This window comes from Pseudomonas sp. Marseille-Q5117, from assembly GCF_946901175.1.
GTDB lineage: Bacteria > Pseudomonadota > Gammaproteobacteria > Pseudomonadales > Pseudomonadaceae > Aquipseudomonas > Aquipseudomonas iranensis.
In genome coordinates, this window is record NZ_CAMPPP010000003.1 from 70,828 (window position 1) to 91,089 (window position 20,262).

Consider the following 20,262-nt stretch of genomic DNA (forward strand, 5'->3'; position numbering starts at 1 on the left):
GACAATCAGCCGCCGCCGATGGCGTGGACCACTTCGACGTTGTCGCCGTCGTTCAATGTGGTGTCGGCATGCTGGCTGCGCGGGACGATGTCCAGATTGAGCTCGACCGCCACGCGACGTCCGGCCAGATCCAGACGGGTGATCAGGCCCGCAACGGTTTCACCGTCGGGCAATTCAAAGGACTCACCGTTCAACTGAATGCGCATGCACAACGCCGCCATCATTTTTAGGGGCTGGCATTCTAGCCCGATCAATCAGGCTGACCCAAGCCATTCGTCTTGAAACACGTCCGTGTAGGAGCTGCCGAAGGCTGCGATCTTTTGATCTTGAAAAACAAAATCAAAAGATCGCAGCCTTCGGCAGCTCCTACAGGAGGGAGCGTCAGATTCAGGATAGGCGCCAGGCGGCGAGGCCGAGGCAAACCCAACCGATGAGAAACGCGAGGCCACCAAACGGCGTGATGATGCCGAGTTTGCTGATGCCGGTCATGGTCAGCAGATACAGGCTGCCGGAGAACAATACAATGCCGACGGTGAAGGACACGCCGGCCCAAGTGACCAGCCGCCCTTGAATCTGCGTGGCCAGCAGCGCAACGCCGAACAGCGCGAGTGTGTGCACCAATTGGTAGGTGACGCCGGTGTGGAAAATCGTCAGGTATTCCGGGGTCAGACGGTTTTTCAGGCCGTGGGCGGCGAACGCACCGAGCGCAACACCGGTGAATCCGAAAAAAGCGGCCATCATCAAAAAGCCACGCAGCATGGGGAACTCCAGTCAGACGCCATCGGCAGGGTCTGTATAATGGCCCGCTCCACGGGTTCGGCCAAGCCATCTCTATGCTGCGTTCAATTTTCCGTCGTCTCATGAAGGCTCTACTCTGGTTCGCCGGCGGCAGTGTCTTGCTGGTGCTGGTGTTTCGCTTCGTGCCACCGCCAGGCACGGCGCTGATGGTCGAGCGCAAGGTCGAATCCTGGGTCGACGGCGAGCCGATTGACCTGCAGCGCACCTGGAAACCGTGGGGCGAAATCTCCGATGACCTGAAAGTGGCGGTAATTGCTGGCGAAGACCAGAAATTCCCCGAGCACTGGGGTTTCGATCTGCGCGCAATACAGGCCGCTCTGGCCCACAACGAACTGGGCGGTTCGATTCGCGGTGCCAGCACCTTGAGCCAACAGGTGTCGAAAAACCTCTTTCTCTGGTCCGGCCGCAGCTATCTGCGCAAAGGCCTGGAAGCGTGGTTTACCGCGCTGATCGAGGTGTTCTGGCCCAAGCAGCGGATTCTTGAGGTGTACCTGAACAGCGTCGAATGGGATGACGGCGTATTTGGCGCTGAAGCGGCGGCCCGCCACCACTTTGGCGTGAGCGCGAAGTCATTGTCGCGCCAGCAGGCGAGTTATCTGGCGGCGGTACTGCCCAATCCACGGGTGTGGAGCGCGAGTCATCCGACCGGTTATGTATCGCGCCGTGCCGGGTGGATTCGGCAGCAGATGAGTCAGTTGGGCGGGGACAGTTACTTGCTCGGGCTGAATGATTCGCGACGGGCGCCTTGGGCTGAATAACACCGGAATACCAATGCGGGAGCGAGCCTGCTCGCGAAAGCGGTGTGTCAGCCTGTGTTGATGTGACTGATAAACCGCATTCGCGAGCAGGCTCGCTCCCACAGGGATTGGTGTTGAAACAGAAATAAAAACGCCCCGATCATCGCTGATCGGGGCGTTTTTTATTGCTGATGCGCCGGTTACGCGGCGATCGACAACTTGAGCTTGTTCATCGCGCTCTTTTCGAGCTGACGGATTCGCTCGGCCGACACGTTGTACTTCTGCGCCAGGTCGTGCAGCGTGGCTTTCTCTTCTGCCAGCCAGCGCTGGTAGAGGATGTCGCGGCTACGCTCGTCCAGCACTTCCAGTGCTTCGTGCAGGTTGGTGTTCGAGTTGTCGCTCCAGTCGGCATCTTCCAGTTGACGGGCCGGGTCGTACCGGTGGTCTTCCAGATAGTTGGCCGGCGACTGGAAAGCGCTGTCGTCGTCGGCTTCGGCAGCCGGGTCGAAGGCCATGTCGTGGCCGGTCAGGCGGCTTTCCATCTCGCGCACTTCACGTGGTTCGACGCCAAGGCTTTCCGCCACACGGTGGACTTCCTCGTTGTTCAGCCACGCCAGACGCTTCTTCTGGCTGCGCAGGTTGAAGAACAGCTTGCGCTGGGCCTTGGTGGTCGCGACTTTCACAATGCGCCAGTTGCGCAGGATGAACTCGTGAATTTCCGCCTTGATCCAGTGCACGGCGAACGACACCAGACGCACGCCCATTTCCGGGTTGAAGCGCTTGACGGCCTTCATCAGGCCGACGTTGCCTTCCTGGATCAGGTCAGCCTGAGCCAGACCGTAGCCGGAATAGCTACGGGCAATGTGTACGACAAAACGCAGGTGGGCGAGCACCATCTGCCGAGCCGCCCCCAAATCCTGCTCATAGTAGAGACTCTCGGCCAGTTCACGCTCCTGCTCCGGCGTCAGCAATGGAATGCTGTTGACGGTGTGCACATAGGCTTCCAGGTTCGCACCCGGAACCAGCGCATACGCAGGTTGCAAAGAATTGGTCATACGAAAAAACCTCCCACTCACATACTCGTGCCTCTCGGCACTGCGAAAAATTGACCGGGAACTCAGGTACAAGTTCCCATAAAAACCGCAAGGTCAATCACGCGCAAAAAAGATTCTACTTCGGCGCCAGCTCCCTGAGATGACGTGCGACTGCAATCCATGCACCGATATAACCCAACAGCACCGCGCCAAGCAAGAGCGACAGACCGTCGGCCACTGGCACGCCGGCCAGGGCGAAATCACTGCCGTACAAACCGGCCAGTCCGACCACCGCATCGTTCAGCCAGTTGAGGCCAAACGCCAATACACCCCAGGACAACAGCCCTGCACCGAAGCCATACAACGCGCCCATATACAGGAAAGGGCGGCGCACATAACTGTCAGTGCCGCCGACGAGTTTAATCACTTCTATCTCGGTGCGGCGGTTTTCAATATGAAGACGAATAGTATTGCCTATCACCAAAAGTAATGCAGACACCAACAACACCGTCAGACCGAAGACAAAGCGGTCGCCAAGCTTGAGGATGGCGGCCAGACGCTCGACCCAGACTAGATCAAGTTGCGCCTGTTGTACCTTCGGCAGCTCGGAAAGTTTTTGTCTTAATGCTTCGAGTGTCGGCTTGTCGACTTCGTTCGGTGTCACCAGCACCACACCCGGCAAAGGGTTGTCAGGCAGCTCACGCAGGGCCTCGCCCAGGCCGGACTGCTGCTGGAACTCTTCCAGCGCCTGATCGCGGCCGACATATTCGGCATCAGCGACGCCGGGCATGCCTTTGATCTGCTCACGCAGTGCTTCACCCTGCTCCGGGCTGGCGTCGAGTTGCAAGTACAGTGAAATCTGCGCCGCGCGCTGCCAGGAACCGCCGAGACGTTCGACGTTATTGAGCAACAGCGACAGCCCCATCGGCAGACTCAACGCCACAGCCATCACCATGCAGGTGAAGAAGCTGCCGATCGGCTGTTTGCCGAGACGGCGCAGGCTGTCGAGCAGGCTGGCGCGATGGCTTTCGATCCAGGCGCGAAACAGCGTGGCGAAGTCCGGGCCGTCGTCATCGTCGTGCTTTTTCTTTTTCTGCGGTTGCGGATCGGCGGCCTTCGGGGCCACGCGCTCGGAAACCTTCGGACTGCGTGTCGCACTCATACCCCGGCCTCCCCGTCGCCGATCAGGCGGCCGCGTTGCAGGGTCAGCATGCGATGACGCATGCGCGCGATCAGTGCCAGGTCGTGACTGGCGATCAGCACGCTGGTGCCCAAACGGTTGATGTCTTCGAACGCGCCCATGATCTCCGCCGCCAGACGCGGGTCGAGGTTACCGGTCGGTTCGTCCGCCAGCAGCAAGGCCGGGCGATGGACGATGGCGCGGGCAATGCCGACGCGCTGTTGTTGACCGGTGGACAGATCGCCCGGGTACAGATCGGATTTGTCCGACAGCGCCACGCGCTCCAGCGCCGAATCGACGCGCTTGGCGATCTCGACCTTGGACAGGCCGAGGATCTGCAGCGGCAAGGCGACGTTGTTGAACACTGTACGATCGAACAGCAACTGGTGATTCTGGAACACCACGCCGATCTGTCGGCGCAGGAACGGAATCTGCGCGTTGCTGATGGTGCTCAGGTCTTGCCCGGCGAGCAGCAATTTGCCGCTGGTCGGCCGCTCCATCGCCAGCAACAGGCGCAACAGCGTGGATTTACCGGCACCGGAGTGACCGGTGACAAACAAGAACTCGCCACGACGGACTCGAAAGCTCAGCTCATGCAAGCCGACGTGACCGTTCGGGTAGCGTTTACCGACCTGTTCGAAACGAATCATGAACGCTCCCGCTCGGCAAACAGTGCCTGGACAAAGGGTTCGGCTTCAAAGGTGCGCAAATCGTCGATGCCTTCACCGACGCCGATGTAGCGAATCGGCAAGCCGAATTGCTTGGCCAGGGCGAAAATCACCCCGCCCTTGGCGGTGCCGTCGAGTTTGGTCAGGGCCAGGCCGGTCAGTTCGACGGTCTGGTTGAACTGCTTGGCCTGGTTGATGGCGTTCTGGCCAGTGCCGGCGTCGAGCACCAGCAGCACTTCGTGCGGCGCGTCGGCGTCGAGCTTGCCGATCACCCGGCGAACCTTTTTCAGCTCTTCCATCAGGTTGTCTTTGGTATGCAGGCGACCGGCGGTGTCAGCAATCAGCACATCGATGCCACGGGCCTTGGCCGCTTGCACTGCGTCGAAGATCACCGAAGCGGAATCAGCGCCGGTGTGCTGGGCGATCACCGGAATCTTGTTGCGCTCGCCCCATACCTGCAATTGTTCTACCGCCGCAGCACGGAAGGTGTCACCAGCGGCGAGCATGACTTTCTTGCCTTCCAGTTGCAGCTTCTTCGCCAGTTTGCCGATGGTGGTGGTTTTGCCGGCGCCGTTGACGCCGACCACCAGGATCACGAAAGGCTTGTTCTGCGAGGCGATTTTCAGTGGCTGTTCAACCGGTTTGAGCATCGCTGCCAATTCGGCCTGCAGAGATTTGTACAGGGCGTCGGCGTCGGCCAGCTCCTTACGTGCGACCTTCTGGGTCAGGCGCTGGATGATCTGCGTAGTGGCTTCAACGCCGACGTCGGCGGTGAGCAGGCGGGTTTCGAGGTCGTCGAGCAGGTCATCATCGATGGTCTTGCGCCCGAGGAACAGGCTGGCCATGCCCTCGCCGATGCTGGCGCTGGTCTTCGACAGGCCTTGCTTGAGACGGGCGAAGAAGCCGGCTTTGGTTTCTTCGGTGCGCGGGGTTTCGACGGGCGCTTCTACAGGTGCTTCGACCGGCACGATCGGAGTGATAACCGGCGCAGCGGCAAGCGGTGCGGGCTCAGGCTCGGACGGCGGAACAACCGGGGCGGCGGGTTCAGAAATGATCGGCGCTGGCGCGACAACCGGCTCAGGCACAGGCTGCGCAGCCACTTCGGCAACCGGCGCAGGAATCACTGGCGTCACATGCGGCGCTGCTTCTTCAACCAGCGCGACCGGTTCTTCTGCCACTGGCAGGGTCAGCCACGGCTCGGCGGCGGGCGTCAGCGGCAACTCGGCAGCGGCCGGCGTTTCGGGCTCGGCGTCAACCTCCGGTTGCAGCACCGGCTCGGCGATCGGCAGCACAATCGGCGCCGGCTCTTCTTCTATTACAGGTGCTGGCGCGGGGGCCGGCTCAGGAATCGCGGGCGGCTGTTCGACGACGGGTTCCTGCGGTTTCTTCCGCAGCCATCCGAACAGGCTTTTCTTCTCGCCAGCCGCAGCTGGGCTCTTCTTGTCGTCGTTGGAACCAAACATGGAGGACGGCTATCTCACGGTAGCGACGCGCCAACAGGGCGCCCCGGCAAATAAATATTCGATGCAGAACAGACTGTGTTTCACCCAGCTTGTTCACGCGCAACATTTTGTCGAGGCACCGAAGGCACCTCAAACTTCAATTAACACGAAGGACTGGAGCGGCATCGTCGGCGAAAACGCGCAGTACAGATGAAAAACTGCTGCTATCCGCGACAAACCCATACAGCCTGACCGGGTATCGAAACCTGATAGGCGTGGCCGCCAGTAAAACGGATCAGTATCCTAGCACCCTCTCGCCCGCCGACGCTAAGACCAAGCGGGCAGCCCAACAGGTTGAAAAACGAATGAATGCTCTTGCCCGCCGCGCTGCTGGCCTGCTGCTCAGCGCAGTCTGCCTGCCCCTTTCGGCCCTGGCGGCCGACCCGCAACCGACCCATGAATTCACCCTCGACAACGGCCTCAAGGTCGTCGTGCGCGAAGACCATCGTGCGCCGGTGGTCGTTTCGCAGATCTGGTACAAGGTCGGCTCCAGCTACGAGACTCCGGGCCAGACTGGTCTGTCCCACGCGCTCGAGCACATGATGTTCAAGGGCAGCGAAAAAGTCGGCCCCGGCGAAGCTTCGCTGATCCTGCGCGACCTTGGCGCCGAAGAGAACGCCTTTACCAGCGACGACTTCACTGCTTATTACCAGGTGCTGGCTCGCGATCGCCTCGGCGTGGCCTTCGAGCTGGAAGCCGACCGCATGGCCAACCTGCGCCTGCCGGCCGACGAGTTTGCCAAGGAAATCGAAGTCATCAAGGAAGAGCGCCGCCTGCGCACCGATGACAAGCCGATGTCCAAGGCTTACGAGCGCTACAAGGCCATGGCCTACCCGGCCAGCGGTTATCACACGCCGACCATCGGCTGGATGGCTGACCTCGACCGTATGAAAGTCGAGGAACTGCGCCACTGGTATCAATCCTGGTACGCGCCGAACAACGCCACGCTGGTGGTGGTCGGTGACGTCACTCCGGACGAAGTGAAAACCCTCGCCCAGCGTTATTTCGGCCCGGTCGCCAAACGCGACGTGCCACCGGCGAAAAAACCGCTGGAACTGGCCGAGCCCGGCGAACGCCAGATCACCCTGCGCGTGCAGACCCAACTGCCGAGCCTGATGCTTGGCTTCAACGTGCCGAGCATTGCAACCGCTGAAGACAAACGCTCGGTCAACGCCTTGCGCCTGATCTCGGCGCTGCTCGACGGCGGCTACAGCGGACGCATCCCGGCGCAACTGGAACGCGGCGAAGAGCTGGTCTCTGGCGGCTCGTCGGACTATGACGCCTACACCCGTGGCGACAGCCTGTTCACCCTGTCGGCCACGCCGAATACGCAGAAGAAAAAGATTATCGCCCAGGCCGAAGCCGGCTTGTGGAAACTGCTTGAGCAACTGAAAACCACCGCGCCGTCTGCCGAAGAGCTGGAACGCGTCCGCGCTCAAGTCATCGCCGGCCTGGTCTACGAGCGTGATTCGATCACCAGCCAGGCCACCGCGATCGGTCAACTGGAAACGGTCGGCCTGTCGTGGAAACTGATGGACACCGAACTGGCCGATCTGGAGAGCGTGACCCCGCAAGACATCCAGAACGCCGCGAAAAAGTATTTCACCCGCGAACGTCTCAGCGTCGCCCACGTCCTGCCAATGGAGACGACTCATGAGTGAGCGCAAAACCCCACGCCTGATGCTGCTTGGCCTGATTGCTGTCGCAGTGATCGGCTCGGCAGCGGTTTATTTGTCGCCAAGCGCTGACAGCAAGGCCAGCGAAGCACTGGATAACGCCAAGTCCAGCCAGAAACTGCAATCGCTGGCCGAACTCGACGGCAAGGCTCCGGCCAGCCGCAAGCTCGACGTACAGACCTGGAACACCGCTGAAGGCGCGAAAGTGCTGTTCGTCGAAGCCCATGAGTTGCCGATGTTCGACATGCGCCTGATCTTCGCCGCTGGCAGCAGCCAGGATGGCAACGTCCCCGGCCTCGCGGTGCTGACCAACGCCATGCTCAACGAAGGCATTGCTGGCAAAGACGTCGGCGCCATCGCTCAAGGCTTTGAAAGCCTCGGCGCCGACTTCGGCAACGGTGCGTTCAAGGACATGGCGCTGGCTTCGCTGCGCAGTCTGAGCGCACCTGAGCAGCGTGAACCAGCGTTGAAGCTATTCGCCGATGTGGTCGGCAAACCAACCTTCCCCGCCGACTCCTTCGCGCGCATCAAGAACCAGCTGCTCGCCGGTTTCGAGTACCAGAAACAGAACCCCGGCAAACTCGCCAGCCTGGAGCTGATGAAGCGTTTGTACGGCGATCACCCATACGCGCATTCCAGCGATGGCAATGCGCAGAGCGTGCCGAAGATCACGGTCGCGCAATTGCGCGAGTTCCATGCCAAGGCCTACGCCGCAGGCAACGCTGTGATTGCACTGGTCGGCGACCTGTCGCGAGCCGAAGCCGAGGCGATCGCCAATCAGGTCTCCTCTGCCCTGCCGAAAGGCCCGGCACTGGCGAAAATCGCCGCACCGCAGGAACCGAAGGCCAGCGTCAACCACATCGAGTTTCCGTCGAAACAGACCAACCTGATGCTCGCGCAACTGGGCATCCATCGCGACGATCCGGATTACGCCGCGCTGTCGCTGGGCAATCAGATCCTCGGCGGCGGTGGTTTCGGTACGCGCCTGATGAGCGAAGTGCGCGAGAAGCGTGGCCTGACCTACGGCGTGTATTCGGCGTTCAGTCCGATGCAGGCCCGTGGCCCGTTCATGATCAACCTGCAGACCCGCGCCGAGATGAGCGAAGGCACCCTGAAACTGGTGCAGGACGTGCTCGCCGACTACCTGAAAACCGGGCCGACGCAGAAAGAACTCGACGATGCCAAGCGCGAACTGGCCGGCAGCTTCCCGCTGTCCACCGCGAGCAACGCCGACATCGTTGGCCAATTGGGCGCGATGGGCTTCTATAATCTGCCACTGAGCTATCTCGACGATTTCATGCGGCAGTCGCAGAGCCTGACTGTGGAGCGAGTGCGCGATGCGCTGAACAAACACCTGAGCACGGAGAAAATGGTCATCGTCACCGCTGGCCCGACCGTGCCGCAAAAGCCGTTACCGGCCCCATCTGATAAACCTGCCGAGCAACCGCTCGGGGTTCCGGAGCATTAATGGCCACTCGAGCACCGAAAAAACCTGTGCAAAACGTGCACAACGGCGTGAACCAGCTGCGCATCATTGGCGGCCAGTGGCGCAGCCGCAAGCTGAGCTTCCCCGACGCACCGGGCCTGCGCCCGACCCCGGATCGCGTGCGTGAAACCTTGTTCAACTGGCTCGCGCCGTATGTCGAAGGGGCAAAAGTGCTCGACCCGTTCGCTGGCAGCGGCGCGCTGTTTCTCGAAGCGCTGTCCCGTGGCGCGGCCACGGCCCAGGCGCTGGACGCCAGCAACGTTGCGGTTTCCAGCCTGAAAGAACACCTCGGCACCCTGCGTTGCAGCAACGGCCAAGTGCAAACCGCCGACGCGCTGCGCTACCTGGAAACCCAGACCGCGACGCCGTTCGATCTGGTGTTCCTCGACCCGCCGTTCAACCAGAACCTGTTGCCAGCGGTTTGTACTTTGCTGGAAGAGCGCCAATGGCTGGCGGCCGATTCGTGGATCTACACTGAAAGCGAAACAGCGCCATCGACGCTGGGCCTGCCGGGCAACTGGCGTCTGCATCGTGAACAGAAATCCGGTCGGGTTTTTTACGCGCTGTGGCAGCGCACGGCGGACATCGCCGGCTGACAAGGTCGCAAGCAACCTGCGGCGAGGGGGCAAGCTTCCTCGCCACAAGCCCATCGAGAATCATCGTGCCCCCTTCGCCAGAACGCTTCATCCCCGCCTTCGGCCTCGGCAATCCGCATCTGCAAACCCTGTGGGGGCCGCTGTGGCGCAAGACCGTGCACATCGAGCGCGAACGCGAACGCCTGTGGCTCGAGGACGGCGACTTCCTCGACCTCGACTGGCACGGCCCGCACAGCGCCGAGGCGCCGTTGGTCCTGGTGCTGCACGGTTTGACCGGCTCTTCCAATTCGCCCTATGTGGCGGGCATTCAAAAGGCCTTGGCCGAGCAGGGCTGGGCCAGCGTCGCGCTGAACTGGCGCGGTTGTTCCGGCGAGCCGAATCTGTTGCCGCGCAGCTATCACTCCGGCGCCAGCGAAGACCTTGCCGAAGCCATCCAGCATCTGCGCGCGAAACGACCGTTGGCGCCGTTGTACGCGGTCGGCTATTCGCTGGGCGGTAATGTGCTGCTTAAGCATCTGGGCGAAACCGGCAGCAACAGCGGTGTGCTCGGCGCGGTGGCGGTGTCGGTACCGTTCCGTCTCGATCAATGTGCCGATCGTATCGGCCAGGGGTTTTCGCGGGTGTATCAGGCGCACTTCATGCGAGAGATGGTCGCCTACATCAGGAACAAGCAGCGCCAGTTCCAGCATGACGGGCGCGAAGACGGCCTGGCGAAACTGGCCGCGCTCGGCTCGCTGGAAAACATGCGTACGTTTTGGGATTTCGACGGCCGGGTTACCGCGCCATTGCATGGCTTCAATGATGCCGAGGATTATTACCGCCGCGCCTCGAGCCGCTACTACCTCGGCGAGATCCGCACGCCGACGCTGATCATTCAGGCGGCGGACGATCCGTTCGTATTTCCCCACAGCCTGCCGCAAGCCGACGAGTTGTCAGCCTGCACCCGGTTCGAATTGCAGGCGCGTGGCGGTCATGTCGGTTTCGTCGGCGGCTCGGTGCGCAGGCCCGGGTATTACCTGGAGCGGCGTATCCCGCAATGGCTGGCCGCACTCGGTCAATGAGCGCCGCATGTCCCTTGCAGGAGTGAGCCTGCTCGCTCCCACATGGGATCAGCGATGTTATTCGCCGGTGGCAATGCCGCGCGACGGTTCGTTGATCCACTCGCTCCACGATCCGGCATACAGCGCACCCAGCGGATAGCCAGCCAGGCACAGTGCGAACAGGTTATGGCACGCCGTCACCCCGGAGCCGCAGTAGGCGACCAGTTCCGACGGTGAGCGATCGCCCAGTTTCGCGGCAAAGCGCTGCTTGAGCTGCTCGGCCGGCAAAAACCGTCCATCACTGCCGAGGTTGTCGGTGAACGCCGCGCACTGCGCGCCGGGAATGTGTCCGGCGACCGGATCGATCGGTTCCATTTCGCCCTTGAAGCGCGGCAAGGCGCGGGCGTCGAGCAGGGTCAGGGTTGGCTGGCCGAGGCGCTGCTGCAATTGTTCGGCGCTGAGCAACAGGCTCATGTCCGGCTGACCACTGAAGCTGCCCGGCGTCACGCTCGGCGGATCCAGGCTCAGCGGCAGGCCGGCGGCGTGCCAGGCTTTGAGCCCGCCATCGAGAATGAATACGCCGTCGCGCTTGCCCAGCCAAGCCAGCAACCACCACGCCCGCGCCGCGTATGCACCCGGGCCGTCGTCATACAGAACCACATCGCTGTCGTTGCTGATGCCCCAGGCTTGCAGGCGTTCGATCAGCGCCGCCGGCTCGGGCAACGGATGACGCCCGGTCACGCCCTTCTCGACTTTACCGCTCAGATCCCGTTCCAGATCGGCGAAACTCGCTCCGGCAATGTGCCCTTCGGCGTAGCTGCGCTGACCGTAATCCGGATCTTCGAGGGCAAAACGACAATCGAGAATCACCAGCCCCGGCTGCTCTTTGCGAGCGTCCAGTGCTTGTGGGCTGATCAACTGCGCAATCGACATAACGGGCTCCTGTGGAATTCGGCTGAACGGTTTATTTCACGTCTTCAAGGGCCTGCGCCAGCGGCACGTAGAACTCGTCGAACAGTGCGTTGACTTCATCCCGCGCCTGATCGGTAACAAACCCTGCTTCCAGCACCAGCACCTGATACACGCCACGCTTCACGGCCTGTTCGCTGAGGTGGTTGGAGTTTTCCCGCGTGGTGCACAGAAAACGCACCCACGAGGTCAGGATGATCCACGCGTTGAGGGTCAGCGACTCGATCTGCACGCGATCCATTTTCAGGATGCCGGCGGCGACAAAACCTTCGTAGATTGCGGCCCCCTGGATCACGCAGCGCTGGGAGAAACGCCGATAACGCGCGGCCAGTTCCGCATCGCTGTCGAGCAGATGCTCGAGGTCGCGGTGCAGAAAGCGGTAGCGCCACATGGCCGAAAGCAGTTCCTTGAGATAGAAACGCTTGTCCTCGACGGTCGCCGGGCGGCCCTGAGGCGGACGCAGAAAGCTGTCCACCAGGGCTTCGTACTCACTGAACAACACGGCGATGATCGCCTGCTTGTTGGGGAAGTGGTAGTACAGGTTGCCCGGAGAAATCTCCATGTGCGCGGCGATGTGGTTGGTGCTGACGCTGCGCTCGCCCTGCTGATTGAACAGCTCCAGGCTGTTCTGAACGATGCGCTCGCTGGTTTTTATTCGTGGGGCCATGGCTTGAGCTTTAATTCAGAGTGCGTAGACGGCGCATCTTACGACCTAACCGGAAATGGATAAAACACTGACGTGCGCGTAAGTCGTTTGACTTTCTAGAGCTTAGACTCTAAAAAGTGCCCACTACAATAAAATCCGGAGCCTGCGATGACTGCCGACATTGCCTACCTGCAAACGCTGCAACAGCCTCTTGAAACCCTTGATCGGCAGTTCCAGGCACAACGGGCCGCGTACGCCGCCAACCCGATGCCACCGGCCGCGCAACGTCAGCAATGGCTCAAGGCTTTGCGCGATCTGCTCAGTGCTGAGCGGCAGGCATTGATCGACGCGATCAGCGCCGATTTCAGTCACCGCAGCGCCGACGAAACCCTGCTCGCCGAGCTGATGCCGAGCCTGCACGGCATTCACTACGCCAGCCGTCACCTGAAAAACTGGATGAAGCCCTCGCGGCGCAAGGTTGGCATGGCGTTCCAGCCTGCTTCGGCAAAGGTGGTTTACCAGCCGCTGGGCGTGGTCGGTGTGATCGTGCCGTGGAACTACCCGCTGTATCTGGCCGTAGGGCCGATGGTCGGCGCCCTGGCGGCGGGCAATCGGGTGATGCTCAAGCTCAGCGAATCGACCCCGGCGACCGGGCTGTTGCTCAAAGACCTGCTCGCGCGGATCTTTCCCGAAGACCTGGTTTGCGTGGTGCTGGGTGAGGCGGACGTCGGCGTGGCGTTCTCGCGCCTGCCTTTCGATCATCTGCTGTTCACCGGCTCCACCAGCGTCGGCAAGCACGTTATGCGTGCGGCGGCGGAAAACCTCACGCCAGTCACCTTGGAACTGGGTGGCAAGTCACCGGCCATCGTCTCCACAGACGTACCGCTCAAGGACGCCGCCGAACGCATCGCCTTCGGCAAGACCCTCAACGCCGGGCAGACCTGCGTCGCGCCTGACTATGTGCTGGTGCCGGAAGACCGCGTTGGCGCTTTCGTCGAGGCCTATCGTCAGGCTGTGAAAGGCTTCTACCCGACCCTGGCCGACAACGCCGACTACACCGCAATCATCAACGAACGCCAACTGGCCCGGCTGAACGGATACGTCAGCGACGCGACCAGCAAGGGCGCGCTGCTGATCCCGCTGTTCGAACAAGGCCAGGGCCGACGCATGCCGCACAGCGTGCTGCTCAACGTCAGCGATGAGATGACCGTAATGCAGGACGAAATCTTCGGCCCGTTGCTGCCGATCGTGCCTTACCGCGATCTGGAGCAGGCATTCGCTTACATCAATCAGCGGCCTCGTCCTCTGGCTCTTTACTACTTTGGCTACGACAAACGCGAGCAGCATCGCGTACTGCACGAGACCCATTCCGGCGGTGTGTGCCTGAACGACACCTTGTTGCATGTGGCTCAGGACGACATGCCCTTCGGTGGCATCGGTCCCTCGGGCATGGGCCATTACCACGGCCACGAAGGTTTCCTGACCTTCAGCAAGGCCAAGGGCGTGCTGATCAAACAGCGCTTCAACGCGGCCCGGCTGATCTACCCGCCCTACGGCAGATCGATTCAGAAACTGATTCAGAAGCTGTTCATTCGCTAAACGTTCGTCGACGCCGGGTAATAACAACAATGCACCCAAGCCTGACCGAAACACCTGCCCTGTCGCGCCGTGGCCTGCTGAAATTCAGCCTCGGCGCCAGCGCGTTTCTCGCCACCGCCGGCCTTGGCGCCAGCCTCACTGGCTGCTCGTCGAGCGTCAGCGCCAACGGCTTTGTCGTTTTGCGCGACGGCGATCTACTGTTCCTGCGTGCGCTGATCCCGGTGATGCTCGACGGCGCCGTTGCCACCGGGGAAATGCCCGCGGCGGTCGACGGCACGCTGAAGTCGCTGGACTACAGCCTTGATCACGTGTCGCCGGAAATGCTCAAGCTCACTCGGCAACTGTTCGATGTGCTGGGTATGGCCGTGACCCGTGGCCCGCTCACCGGCATCTGGGGCAGTTGGGAAAACGCCAGCCCTGAAGCGATGCGGCACTTCCTTGAACGCTGGGAGAACAGCTCACTGAGCTTGCTGCGCATGGGCCATAGCTCGTTGCAGCAGATGGTGATGATGGCCTGGTACACCCGCGCCGAGTCCTGGGCGCATTGCGGTTATCCCGGGCCGCCTAAGGTCTGAAACCGGGGCGCGGCCTTCGCGAGCAGGCTCGCTCCCATATTGAAACGCATGTCCCTGTGGGAGCGAGCCTGCTCGCGAAGGGGCCCGCTGCATCACCTCAGCATCCAGAATAATAAAGAGAACCTGACCGATGCCCGTACCCGATCCCTTCCGCGAAGGCCTCGCCCGAGGCTGGAAAACCTACAACGGCGCGCAACTGAGCGACGACCTCACCCTCGAAGCCGATGTGGCGATCATCGGCAGTGGCGCCGGCGGCGGCACCACGGCGGAGATCCTCAGCGCGGCCGGCTACAAAGTCCTGCTGATCGAAGAAGGCCCGCTGAAGACCAGTTCGGATTTCAAACTGCTCGAAGACGAGGCCTACAGCAGCCTCTACCAGGAAGGCATCGGGCGCATGAGCAAGGACGGCGCGATCACGATCCTGCAGGGCCGCGCGGTCGGCGGCACGACGCTGATCAACTGGACCTCGAGCTTCCGCACACCCGAGCCGACCCTCGAACACTGGGCCAGCGAGCACAACGTCAAAGGCCATAGTCCGGCAGAGATGGCGCCGTGGTTCGAAAAAATGGAGCAGCGCCTCGGCGTCGCGCCGTGGATGGTGCCGCCCAATGCCAACAACGATGTGATCCGCAAAGGCTGCGAGCAACTCGGCTACAGCTGGCACGTGATTCCTCGCAACGTTCGCGGTTGCTGGAATCTTGGCTATTGCGGCATGGGCTGCCCGAGCAACGCCAAGCAATCGATGATGGTCACGACCATCCCGGCGACGCTGGAAAAGGGCGGCGAGCTGCTGTATCTGGCGCGGGTGGAGAAACTGCTGATCAGTGGCGACAAGGTCACCGGCCTGCATTGCGTGGCGATGGACGAGCGCTGCGTCGAGCCGACCGGGCGCAGCATCACCGTCAAGGCGCGGCATTACGTGCTGGCCGGCGGCGGCATCAACAGCCCGGCGCTGTTGCTGCGCTCCGACGCACCGGATCCGCATGAGCGCGTGGGCAAGCGCACCTTTCTACATCCGGTGAACATGTCCGCCGCGCGTTTCGCCGAGGTGGTCAATCCGTTCTACGGCGCGCCGCAGTCGATTTATTCCGACCATTTTCAATGGAAGGATGGCACCACCGGGCCGATGGCGTTCAAACTTGAAGTGCCACCGCTGCACCCGGCGCTGGCCGCCACACTGCTCGGCGGTTTCGGCAAGGAAAACGCGCAGCATATGGCCGACCTGCCGCACACCCACGCAATGCTGGCGCTGCTGCGCGATGGCTTCCACCCGGACAGCAGCGGTGGCTCGGTGGAGCTGCGCGGTGATGGCTCGCCAGTGCTCGACTATCAGGTTTCGCAGTACGCCTGGGACGGTTTGCGCCGGGCCTTTCACGTCATGGCTGAAATTCAGTTCGCCGGCGGCGCGCAATCGGTGATGCCGATGCACGCCGACGGCCGCTATGTGAAGACACTGGCCGAGGCGCGCTCAATGATCGATGGACTGAGCCTGGAGCTGTACCGCACGCGACTCGGTAGCGCCCATGTGATGGGTGGTTGTGCGATGGGTGAAGATCCGCAAAGCGCGGTCGCTGACAGCCTCGGTCGCCATCATCAACTGCGCAATCTGTCGATTCACGACGGCTCGCTGTTCCCCACCAGCATCGGCGCCAACCCGCAGCTGTCGGTGTATGGCCTGACCGCGCAATTGGCGACAGCCTTGGCTGATCGGCTGAAAAATCCATGAAAAAGCAGAATATTCCTATCGTCTATAGTGCTTTCTTACCCAACAGGCGACTTGGCCGACCGGGAAGGCTGCGATACCATCCGACTCCCCAACGGACTCCCGCCAGGACGACGCGATGAACCGAGTGTTGTACCCAGGTACCTTCGACCCTATTACCAAGGGCCATGGCGATCTGGTCGAACGCGCCTCGCGCCTGTTCGATCACGTGATCATCGCGGTCGCCGCCAGCCCGAAAAAGAACCCGCTGTTCCCGCTGGAACAACGGGTCGAACTGGCTCGCGAGGTCACCAAACACCTGCCGAACGTGGAAGTGGTCGGTTTCTCGACGCTGCTCGCGCATTTCGCCAAAGAGCAGAACGCCAATGTGTTCTTGCGTGGTCTGCGCGCGGTGTCGGACTTCGAATACGAATTCCAGCTGGCCAACATGAACCGCCAACTGGCGCCGGATGTGGAGAGCCTGTTTCTCACGCCGTCGGAGCGTTATTCGTTCATTTCCTCGACGCTGGTGCGGGAGATTGCCGCGCTGGGCGGCGATATCAGCAAGTTCGTCCACCCGGCCGTGGCCGACGCGCTGACCCTGCGCTTCAAGAAATAGGAACTGCCGCAGGCTGCGATCCTTTCGTTTTTGGATCGCAGCCAAAGAGTGCCCTTGATCGCCCCCGCGTGCACTGCGAGCGCCAATGCGGCACAATTGCGCGCATTGATTTATAGCGCCCGGGCCTGCCGCCCCGGCTGGAGTTAGCATGTCCCTGATCATCACCGACGATTGCATCAACTGCGACGTCTGCGAACCCGAGTGCCCGAACGCCGCCATTTCCCAAGGTGAAGAGATCTACGTGATCGACCCGAACCTGTGCACCCAGTGCGTCGGCCACTACGACGAACCGCAGTGCCAGCAGGTCTGCCCGGTGGATTGCATTCCACTGGACGAAGCCCATCCGGAGACTGAAGAACAGTTGATGGAGAAGTACCGCAAGATCACCGGCAAGGCCTGATCACTTCAGCGCCTGTACCGCCCTCTTCGCGAGCAGGCTCGCTCCCACATTTGCAATGCATTCCCCTGTGGGAGCGAGCCTGCTCGCGAATGGGCCATCAGCCACACCACTGAAACCCGATCAGCTCACTCGCGCTGCTCAACCCCCTCCCCTGTACACCCCAGACACCGCACAAACGCCGCTTTCGCCGGGTCAACCACCAGCGCCTGACCGGCATCGCCAACACCGCCGCCCAGTGCGGTAAACGGCAACGACACCACAAACGCTCCCGCACCGATCACCGTGGCCACCACCAGCAAAGGTCGGGCAATCAACAGGTCGCCAAGCATGGCGTAGGCCGGGGGATTCTGGATGGTGTAACGCGGATCACCGCTGCCGGTTTCCGAGGCCTGAACGGCCAGGCTGGAACACAACAGCAGCGTGACGAAGAAGACTTGCAGGACTTTCATGGCACGATCCTTCGGGCTGCGCAGTGAGACTTCTCACTATAGACCGAAGGATTTTTTCAGGTCTGGCAGCGCGGGCAAAACACGCTGGCGCGCTGGCCCAGCTTCACTTCGCGCAGGCCGGTGCCGCAGACCTTGCAATGCTGACCACCGCGGCCGTAGACAAACAGTTCCTGCTGGAAATAGCCCGGCTGACCGTCTCCGCCAATGAAATCGCGCAACGTCGTACCGCCACGCTCGATGGCGGCGGCGAGGATGCGTTTGATCTCGATCGCCAGTTTCAAGTAACGCCCGCGAGAAATGCCTCCGGCTTCGCGGCGCGGGTCGATGCCGGCGGCGAACAGCGCTTCGGTCGCGTAGATATTGCCGACCCCGACCACCACTGCGTTGTCCATGATGAACGGCTTGACCGCCATCGAGCGCCCGCGTGACAGCTGGAACAGGCGCTCGCCATCGAACAGATCGGTCAGCGGCTCCGGCCCGAGGCGAATCAGCAACTCGTGATTGAGCGGGTCGTTGCTCCACAGCATCGCGCCGAAGCGTCGCGGATCGGTGTAGCGCAGGGCCAGTCCCGATTCCAGTTCGATATCGACGTGCTCGTGCTTCAACGCCGGCAACCCGGCCTCCACCAGACGCAGATTGCCCGACATGCCCAAATGGCTGATCAGCGTGCCGATCTCGGCGTTGATCAACAGGTATTTGGCGCGCCGCTCGACCAGCACGATGCGCTGCCCGGACAGGCGCACATCGAGGTCTTCGGGGATCGGCCAGCGCAGGCGCCGGTCACGGACGATGACCCGGCTGACACGCTGGCCTTCCAGGTGCGGGGCGATCCCGCGACGGGTGGTTTCGACTTCCGGCAGTTCAGGCATGGTGTCCTCGGATCAATGCGCGCCGAGGTCGCGAATCGTTTGTTTGAGTGTTTCGAAGTCGTAGTCCGACAGACCGACGTAATCGAGCACCAGCGGGCCCACCGCGCTCCACTCGAAATCCTCGCTCTGGTTGCCCAGCACGCGATAAGAGGCGCAGATGTGCTCGGCCATTTTCAGAATCGCCAGCAAGTTTTTCAGTTGGCTGTTCTTCGACGATTCGTCGCTGAAAATCGCCAGCGCATTGTGGTGATTGGCAATGGCGGCGCTGACATGCTCCGGCAGGCGCCAGGACTTGGCGGTGTAGTAGCCGACCACGGCGTGGTTGGTGTTGAACACACGATTTTCCGTATCGACCACGCGGCATTCCGGGCTGGCGCTGGCGTAGGCCTCTTCCAGCACGGTCATGTAATTGGGGAAACGCTGCAGCATCAATGGCACGCCGCAATCGTGGAACAGGCCCAACGCATAGGCTTCGTCACCGGCCTGGGTGCCGATGCGCTTGGCCAGGGTCAGGCAGGTCATCGCCACATCCTGCGCGGTGTCCCAGAAACGGTTGAGGGTGACGATGGTGTCATCGTTCATCTCGCCCTTGATCGACTGCGCGTTGATCAGGTTGATGATCGAGCGGCTGCCCAACAGGTTCACCGCACGCTGAATCGAGGTGATCTTGTTGCTCAGGCCGTAATACGGCGAGTTGACGATTTTCAGCAGCGCGCCGGACAGACCGGGGTCCTGGGAGATCAGTTTGGCGATCACCTCCAGGTCCGGGTCGGGCATGTACTGCTCCATTTGCAGATCCACCATGATCTGCGGTTGCGCCGGCACACTGATGCCTTGCAGCGATTGTTGAATCTGTTCGGTGGTCAGCTCTTGGGACATAAGTACACACTCCGGGGCAGGCGGCGATTCTAACCGCTGAAACCGCAGGGCGACACACCGATGGGCACATCGCCGGAACTTTCATCTGTGCCCAGGCTTCGGAATCTGTAGGGCGCATCGGACCTCAACGGTTCGCTGCGAAGGCAAAATCTCCACAGACTCAGGAGCTTACCGATGGCAACTTCCCTCAATGGCAAACGCGTCGCTATTTTGGTTACCGATGGTTTCGAACAGGTCGAAATGACCGGCCCCAAGGATGCCCTCGAGCAGGCCGGCGTGCAGGTCGATATCCTCTCGGCCGAGGCCGGCACCGTCAAAGGCTGGAACCATGACAAACCGGCGGACGACTTTCCGGTCGCCAACACCTTCCAGGCCGTGAGCATCGATCAATACGATGCCGTGCTGCTGCCCGGCGGTGTGCAGAATTCCGACACCATCCGTATCGATCAGGATGCTCAGCATCTGGTCAAGACTGCCGCTTCGGCGGGCAAGCCGATTGCCGTGATCTGCCACGGCAGCTGGTTGCTGATCTCGGCAGGACTGGTCAATGGCAAGACCATGACCAGCTACAAAACGGTCAAGGACGATCTGGTCAATGCCGGGGTCAACTGGGTCGACCAGGAAGTGGTCAAGGACGGCAACCTGATCAGCAGCCGCCAGCCGGATGATGTGCCGGCGTTCAGTCAGGCCCTGATTGACGCATTGGCTGCGTAAGAGCTGAAATCGCTTTCGCGAGCAGGCTCACTCCCACAGGTGAATGCATTCCAAGTGTGGGAGCGAGCTTGCCCGCGAAGGCATCATCAGCGTTTCATCGCATCCTCAGCCCTGCGCAAACCTC

The 20,262-nt window shown here is 61.5% G+C and carries 23 protein-coding genes; 12 read left to right on the forward strand and 11 right to left on the reverse strand.

Annotation, left to right across the window (positions count from 1 at the left end):
• Positions 1–5: 5 nt before the first annotated feature.
• Together thiS and OC605_RS06170 are read right to left on the reverse strand one after the other, a co-directional pair.
• Positions 6–206 carry a sulfur carrier protein ThiS gene (gene thiS / locus OC605_RS06165; protein WP_038861193.1) on the reverse strand — a complete coding sequence of 67 codons (201 nt, stop codon included), beginning with the start codon at positions 204–206 and terminating at the stop codon, positions 6–8.
• Positions 207–387: 181 nt separating this feature from the next.
• On the reverse strand, positions 388–759 hold the full coding sequence (locus OC605_RS06170) for a DUF423 domain-containing protein (RefSeq protein ID WP_262136512.1): 372 nt from the start codon (positions 757–759) through the stop codon (positions 388–390).
• Between the two features lie 74 nt (positions 760–833).
• On the opposite strand from OC605_RS06170, the gene mtgA reads away from it, so the two are divergent.
• Entirely contained in the window at positions 834–1,556 is a 723-nt protein-coding gene (gene mtgA, locus OC605_RS06175) for a monofunctional biosynthetic peptidoglycan transglycosylase (RefSeq protein ID WP_186569318.1), read from the forward strand.
• 179 nt (positions 1,557–1,735) lie between these two features.
• On the opposite strand, the gene rpoH is transcribed toward mtgA, so the two are convergent.
• From rpoH to ftsY, 4 genes are all read right to left on the reverse strand, one after another.
• Positions 1,736–2,590 (reverse strand): RNA polymerase sigma factor RpoH, encoded by an 855-nt coding sequence (rpoH, locus tag OC605_RS06180; RefSeq protein ID WP_016772717.1) that lies wholly within the window; start codon positions 2,588–2,590, stop codon positions 1,736–1,738.
• A 115-nt stretch (positions 2,591–2,705) separates the two neighbouring features.
• On the reverse strand, positions 2,706–3,731 hold the full coding sequence (gene ftsX, locus OC605_RS06185; RefSeq protein ID WP_016772716.1) for a permease-like cell division protein FtsX: 1,026 nt from the start codon (positions 3,729–3,731) through the stop codon (positions 2,706–2,708).
• Positions 3,728–4,399, reverse strand: a complete 672-nt coding sequence (gene ftsE / locus OC605_RS06190) for a cell division ATP-binding protein FtsE (RefSeq protein ID WP_262136513.1) — start codon at positions 4,397–4,399, stop codon at positions 3,728–3,730. Before ftsE ends, ftsX begins: the two co-directional genes overlap by 4 nt.
• Positions 4,396–5,880, reverse strand: coding sequence for a signal recognition particle-docking protein FtsY (ftsY, locus tag OC605_RS06195; RefSeq protein WP_130926538.1), 1,485 nt, complete (start codon positions 5,878–5,880; stop codon positions 4,396–4,398). Before ftsY ends, ftsE begins: the two co-directional genes overlap by 4 nt.
• On the opposite strand from ftsY, the gene OC605_RS06200 reads away from it, so the two are divergent.
• The 5 genes from OC605_RS06200 (at position 5,879) to OC605_RS06220 (ending at position 10,738) form a co-directional block, all read left to right on the forward strand.
• Complete coding sequence (locus tag OC605_RS06200; protein ID WP_016772713.1) at positions 5,879–6,073, forward strand: hypothetical protein; 195 nt, start codon at positions 5,879–5,881, stop codon at positions 6,071–6,073. The two genes, ftsY and OC605_RS06200, sit on opposite strands and share 2 nt — an antisense overlap.
• Before the next feature lie 151 nt (positions 6,074–6,224).
• Positions 6,225–7,580, forward strand: coding sequence for a M16 family metallopeptidase (locus tag OC605_RS06205; protein WP_262136514.1), 1,356 nt, complete (start codon positions 6,225–6,227; stop codon positions 7,578–7,580).
• On the forward strand, positions 7,573–9,063 hold the full coding sequence (locus OC605_RS06210) for a M16 family metallopeptidase (protein ID WP_262136515.1): 1,491 nt from the start codon (positions 7,573–7,575) through the stop codon (positions 9,061–9,063). Before OC605_RS06205 ends, OC605_RS06210 begins: the two co-directional genes overlap by 8 nt.
• Positions 9,063–9,677, forward strand: a complete 615-nt coding sequence (gene rsmD / locus OC605_RS06215) for a 16S rRNA (guanine(966)-N(2))-methyltransferase RsmD (RefSeq protein WP_016772711.1) — start codon at positions 9,063–9,065, stop codon at positions 9,675–9,677. Before OC605_RS06210 ends, rsmD begins: the two co-directional genes overlap by 1 nt.
• A gap of 65 nt (positions 9,678–9,742) precedes the next feature.
• A complete protein-coding gene (locus OC605_RS06220; protein ID WP_262136516.1) occupies positions 9,743–10,738 on the forward strand; it encodes a hydrolase in 996 nt (331 codons plus the stop codon).
• A gap of 57 nt (positions 10,739–10,795) precedes the next feature.
• On the opposite strand, the gene OC605_RS06225 is transcribed toward OC605_RS06220, so the two are convergent.
• The gene (locus OC605_RS06225) at positions 10,796–11,650 is read right to left on the reverse strand and encodes a sulfurtransferase (RefSeq protein WP_024014673.1); all 855 of its coding nucleotides are present in this window, start codon (positions 11,648–11,650) and stop codon (positions 10,796–10,798) included.
• Between the two features lie 31 nt (positions 11,651–11,681).
• A complete protein-coding gene (locus tag OC605_RS06230; RefSeq protein ID WP_016772708.1) occupies positions 11,682–12,353 on the reverse strand; it encodes a TetR/AcrR family transcriptional regulator in 672 nt (223 codons plus the stop codon).
• A 147-nt stretch (positions 12,354–12,500) separates the two neighbouring features.
• On the opposite strand from OC605_RS06230, the gene OC605_RS06235 reads away from it, so the two are divergent.
• The 5 genes from OC605_RS06235 (at position 12,501) to OC605_RS06255 (ending at position 17,227) form a co-directional block, all read left to right on the forward strand.
• The gene (locus OC605_RS06235; RefSeq protein WP_262136517.1) at positions 12,501–13,931 is read left to right on the forward strand and encodes a coniferyl aldehyde dehydrogenase; all 1,431 of its coding nucleotides are present in this window, start codon (positions 12,501–12,503) and stop codon (positions 13,929–13,931) included.
• A gap of 29 nt (positions 13,932–13,960) precedes the next feature.
• Positions 13,961–14,506: a twin-arginine translocation pathway signal protein gene (locus tag OC605_RS06240; protein WP_122612356.1), complete on the forward strand. Its 546-nt coding sequence runs from the start codon at positions 13,961–13,963 to the stop codon at positions 14,504–14,506.
• A gap of 130 nt (positions 14,507–14,636) precedes the next feature.
• Entirely contained in the window at positions 14,637–16,232 is a 1,596-nt protein-coding gene (locus tag OC605_RS06245; protein ID WP_110644440.1) for a GMC family oxidoreductase, read from the forward strand.
• Between the two features lie 115 nt (positions 16,233–16,347).
• Positions 16,348–16,827, forward strand: coding sequence for a pantetheine-phosphate adenylyltransferase (gene coaD, locus OC605_RS06250; protein ID WP_003229157.1), 480 nt, complete (start codon positions 16,348–16,350; stop codon positions 16,825–16,827).
• 148 nt (positions 16,828–16,975) lie between these two features.
• Complete coding sequence (locus OC605_RS06255; protein WP_003195146.1) at positions 16,976–17,227, forward strand: YfhL family 4Fe-4S dicluster ferredoxin; 252 nt, start codon at positions 16,976–16,978, stop codon at positions 17,225–17,227.
• Positions 17,228–17,352: 125 nt separating this feature from the next.
• On the opposite strand, the gene OC605_RS06260 is transcribed toward OC605_RS06255, so the two are convergent.
• Genes OC605_RS06260 through OC605_RS06270 form a run of 3 tightly spaced genes read right to left on the reverse strand, consistent with a single transcriptional unit; the run spans position 17,353 to position 19,370 of the window.
• Positions 17,353–17,676, reverse strand: coding sequence for a multidrug transporter (locus OC605_RS06260; RefSeq protein WP_262136518.1), 324 nt, complete (start codon positions 17,674–17,676; stop codon positions 17,353–17,355).
• Between the two features lie 56 nt (positions 17,677–17,732).
• A complete protein-coding gene (gene mutM, locus OC605_RS06265; protein ID WP_016772703.1) occupies positions 17,733–18,545 on the reverse strand; it encodes a bifunctional DNA-formamidopyrimidine glycosylase/DNA-(apurinic or apyrimidinic site) lyase in 813 nt (270 codons plus the stop codon).
• Positions 18,546–18,557: 12 nt separating this feature from the next.
• On the reverse strand, positions 18,558–19,370 hold the full coding sequence (locus tag OC605_RS06270) for an HDOD domain-containing protein (RefSeq protein WP_160769650.1): 813 nt from the start codon (positions 19,368–19,370) through the stop codon (positions 18,558–18,560).
• A 228-nt stretch (positions 19,371–19,598) separates the two neighbouring features.
• Here OC605_RS06270 and OC605_RS06275 point away from each other — a divergent pair, with 228 nt between their 5' ends.
• Positions 19,599–20,138, forward strand: coding sequence for a type 1 glutamine amidotransferase domain-containing protein (locus OC605_RS06275; protein ID WP_039757526.1), 540 nt, complete (start codon positions 19,599–19,601; stop codon positions 20,136–20,138).
• The last annotated feature ends 124 nt before the right edge of the window (positions 20,139–20,262 follow it).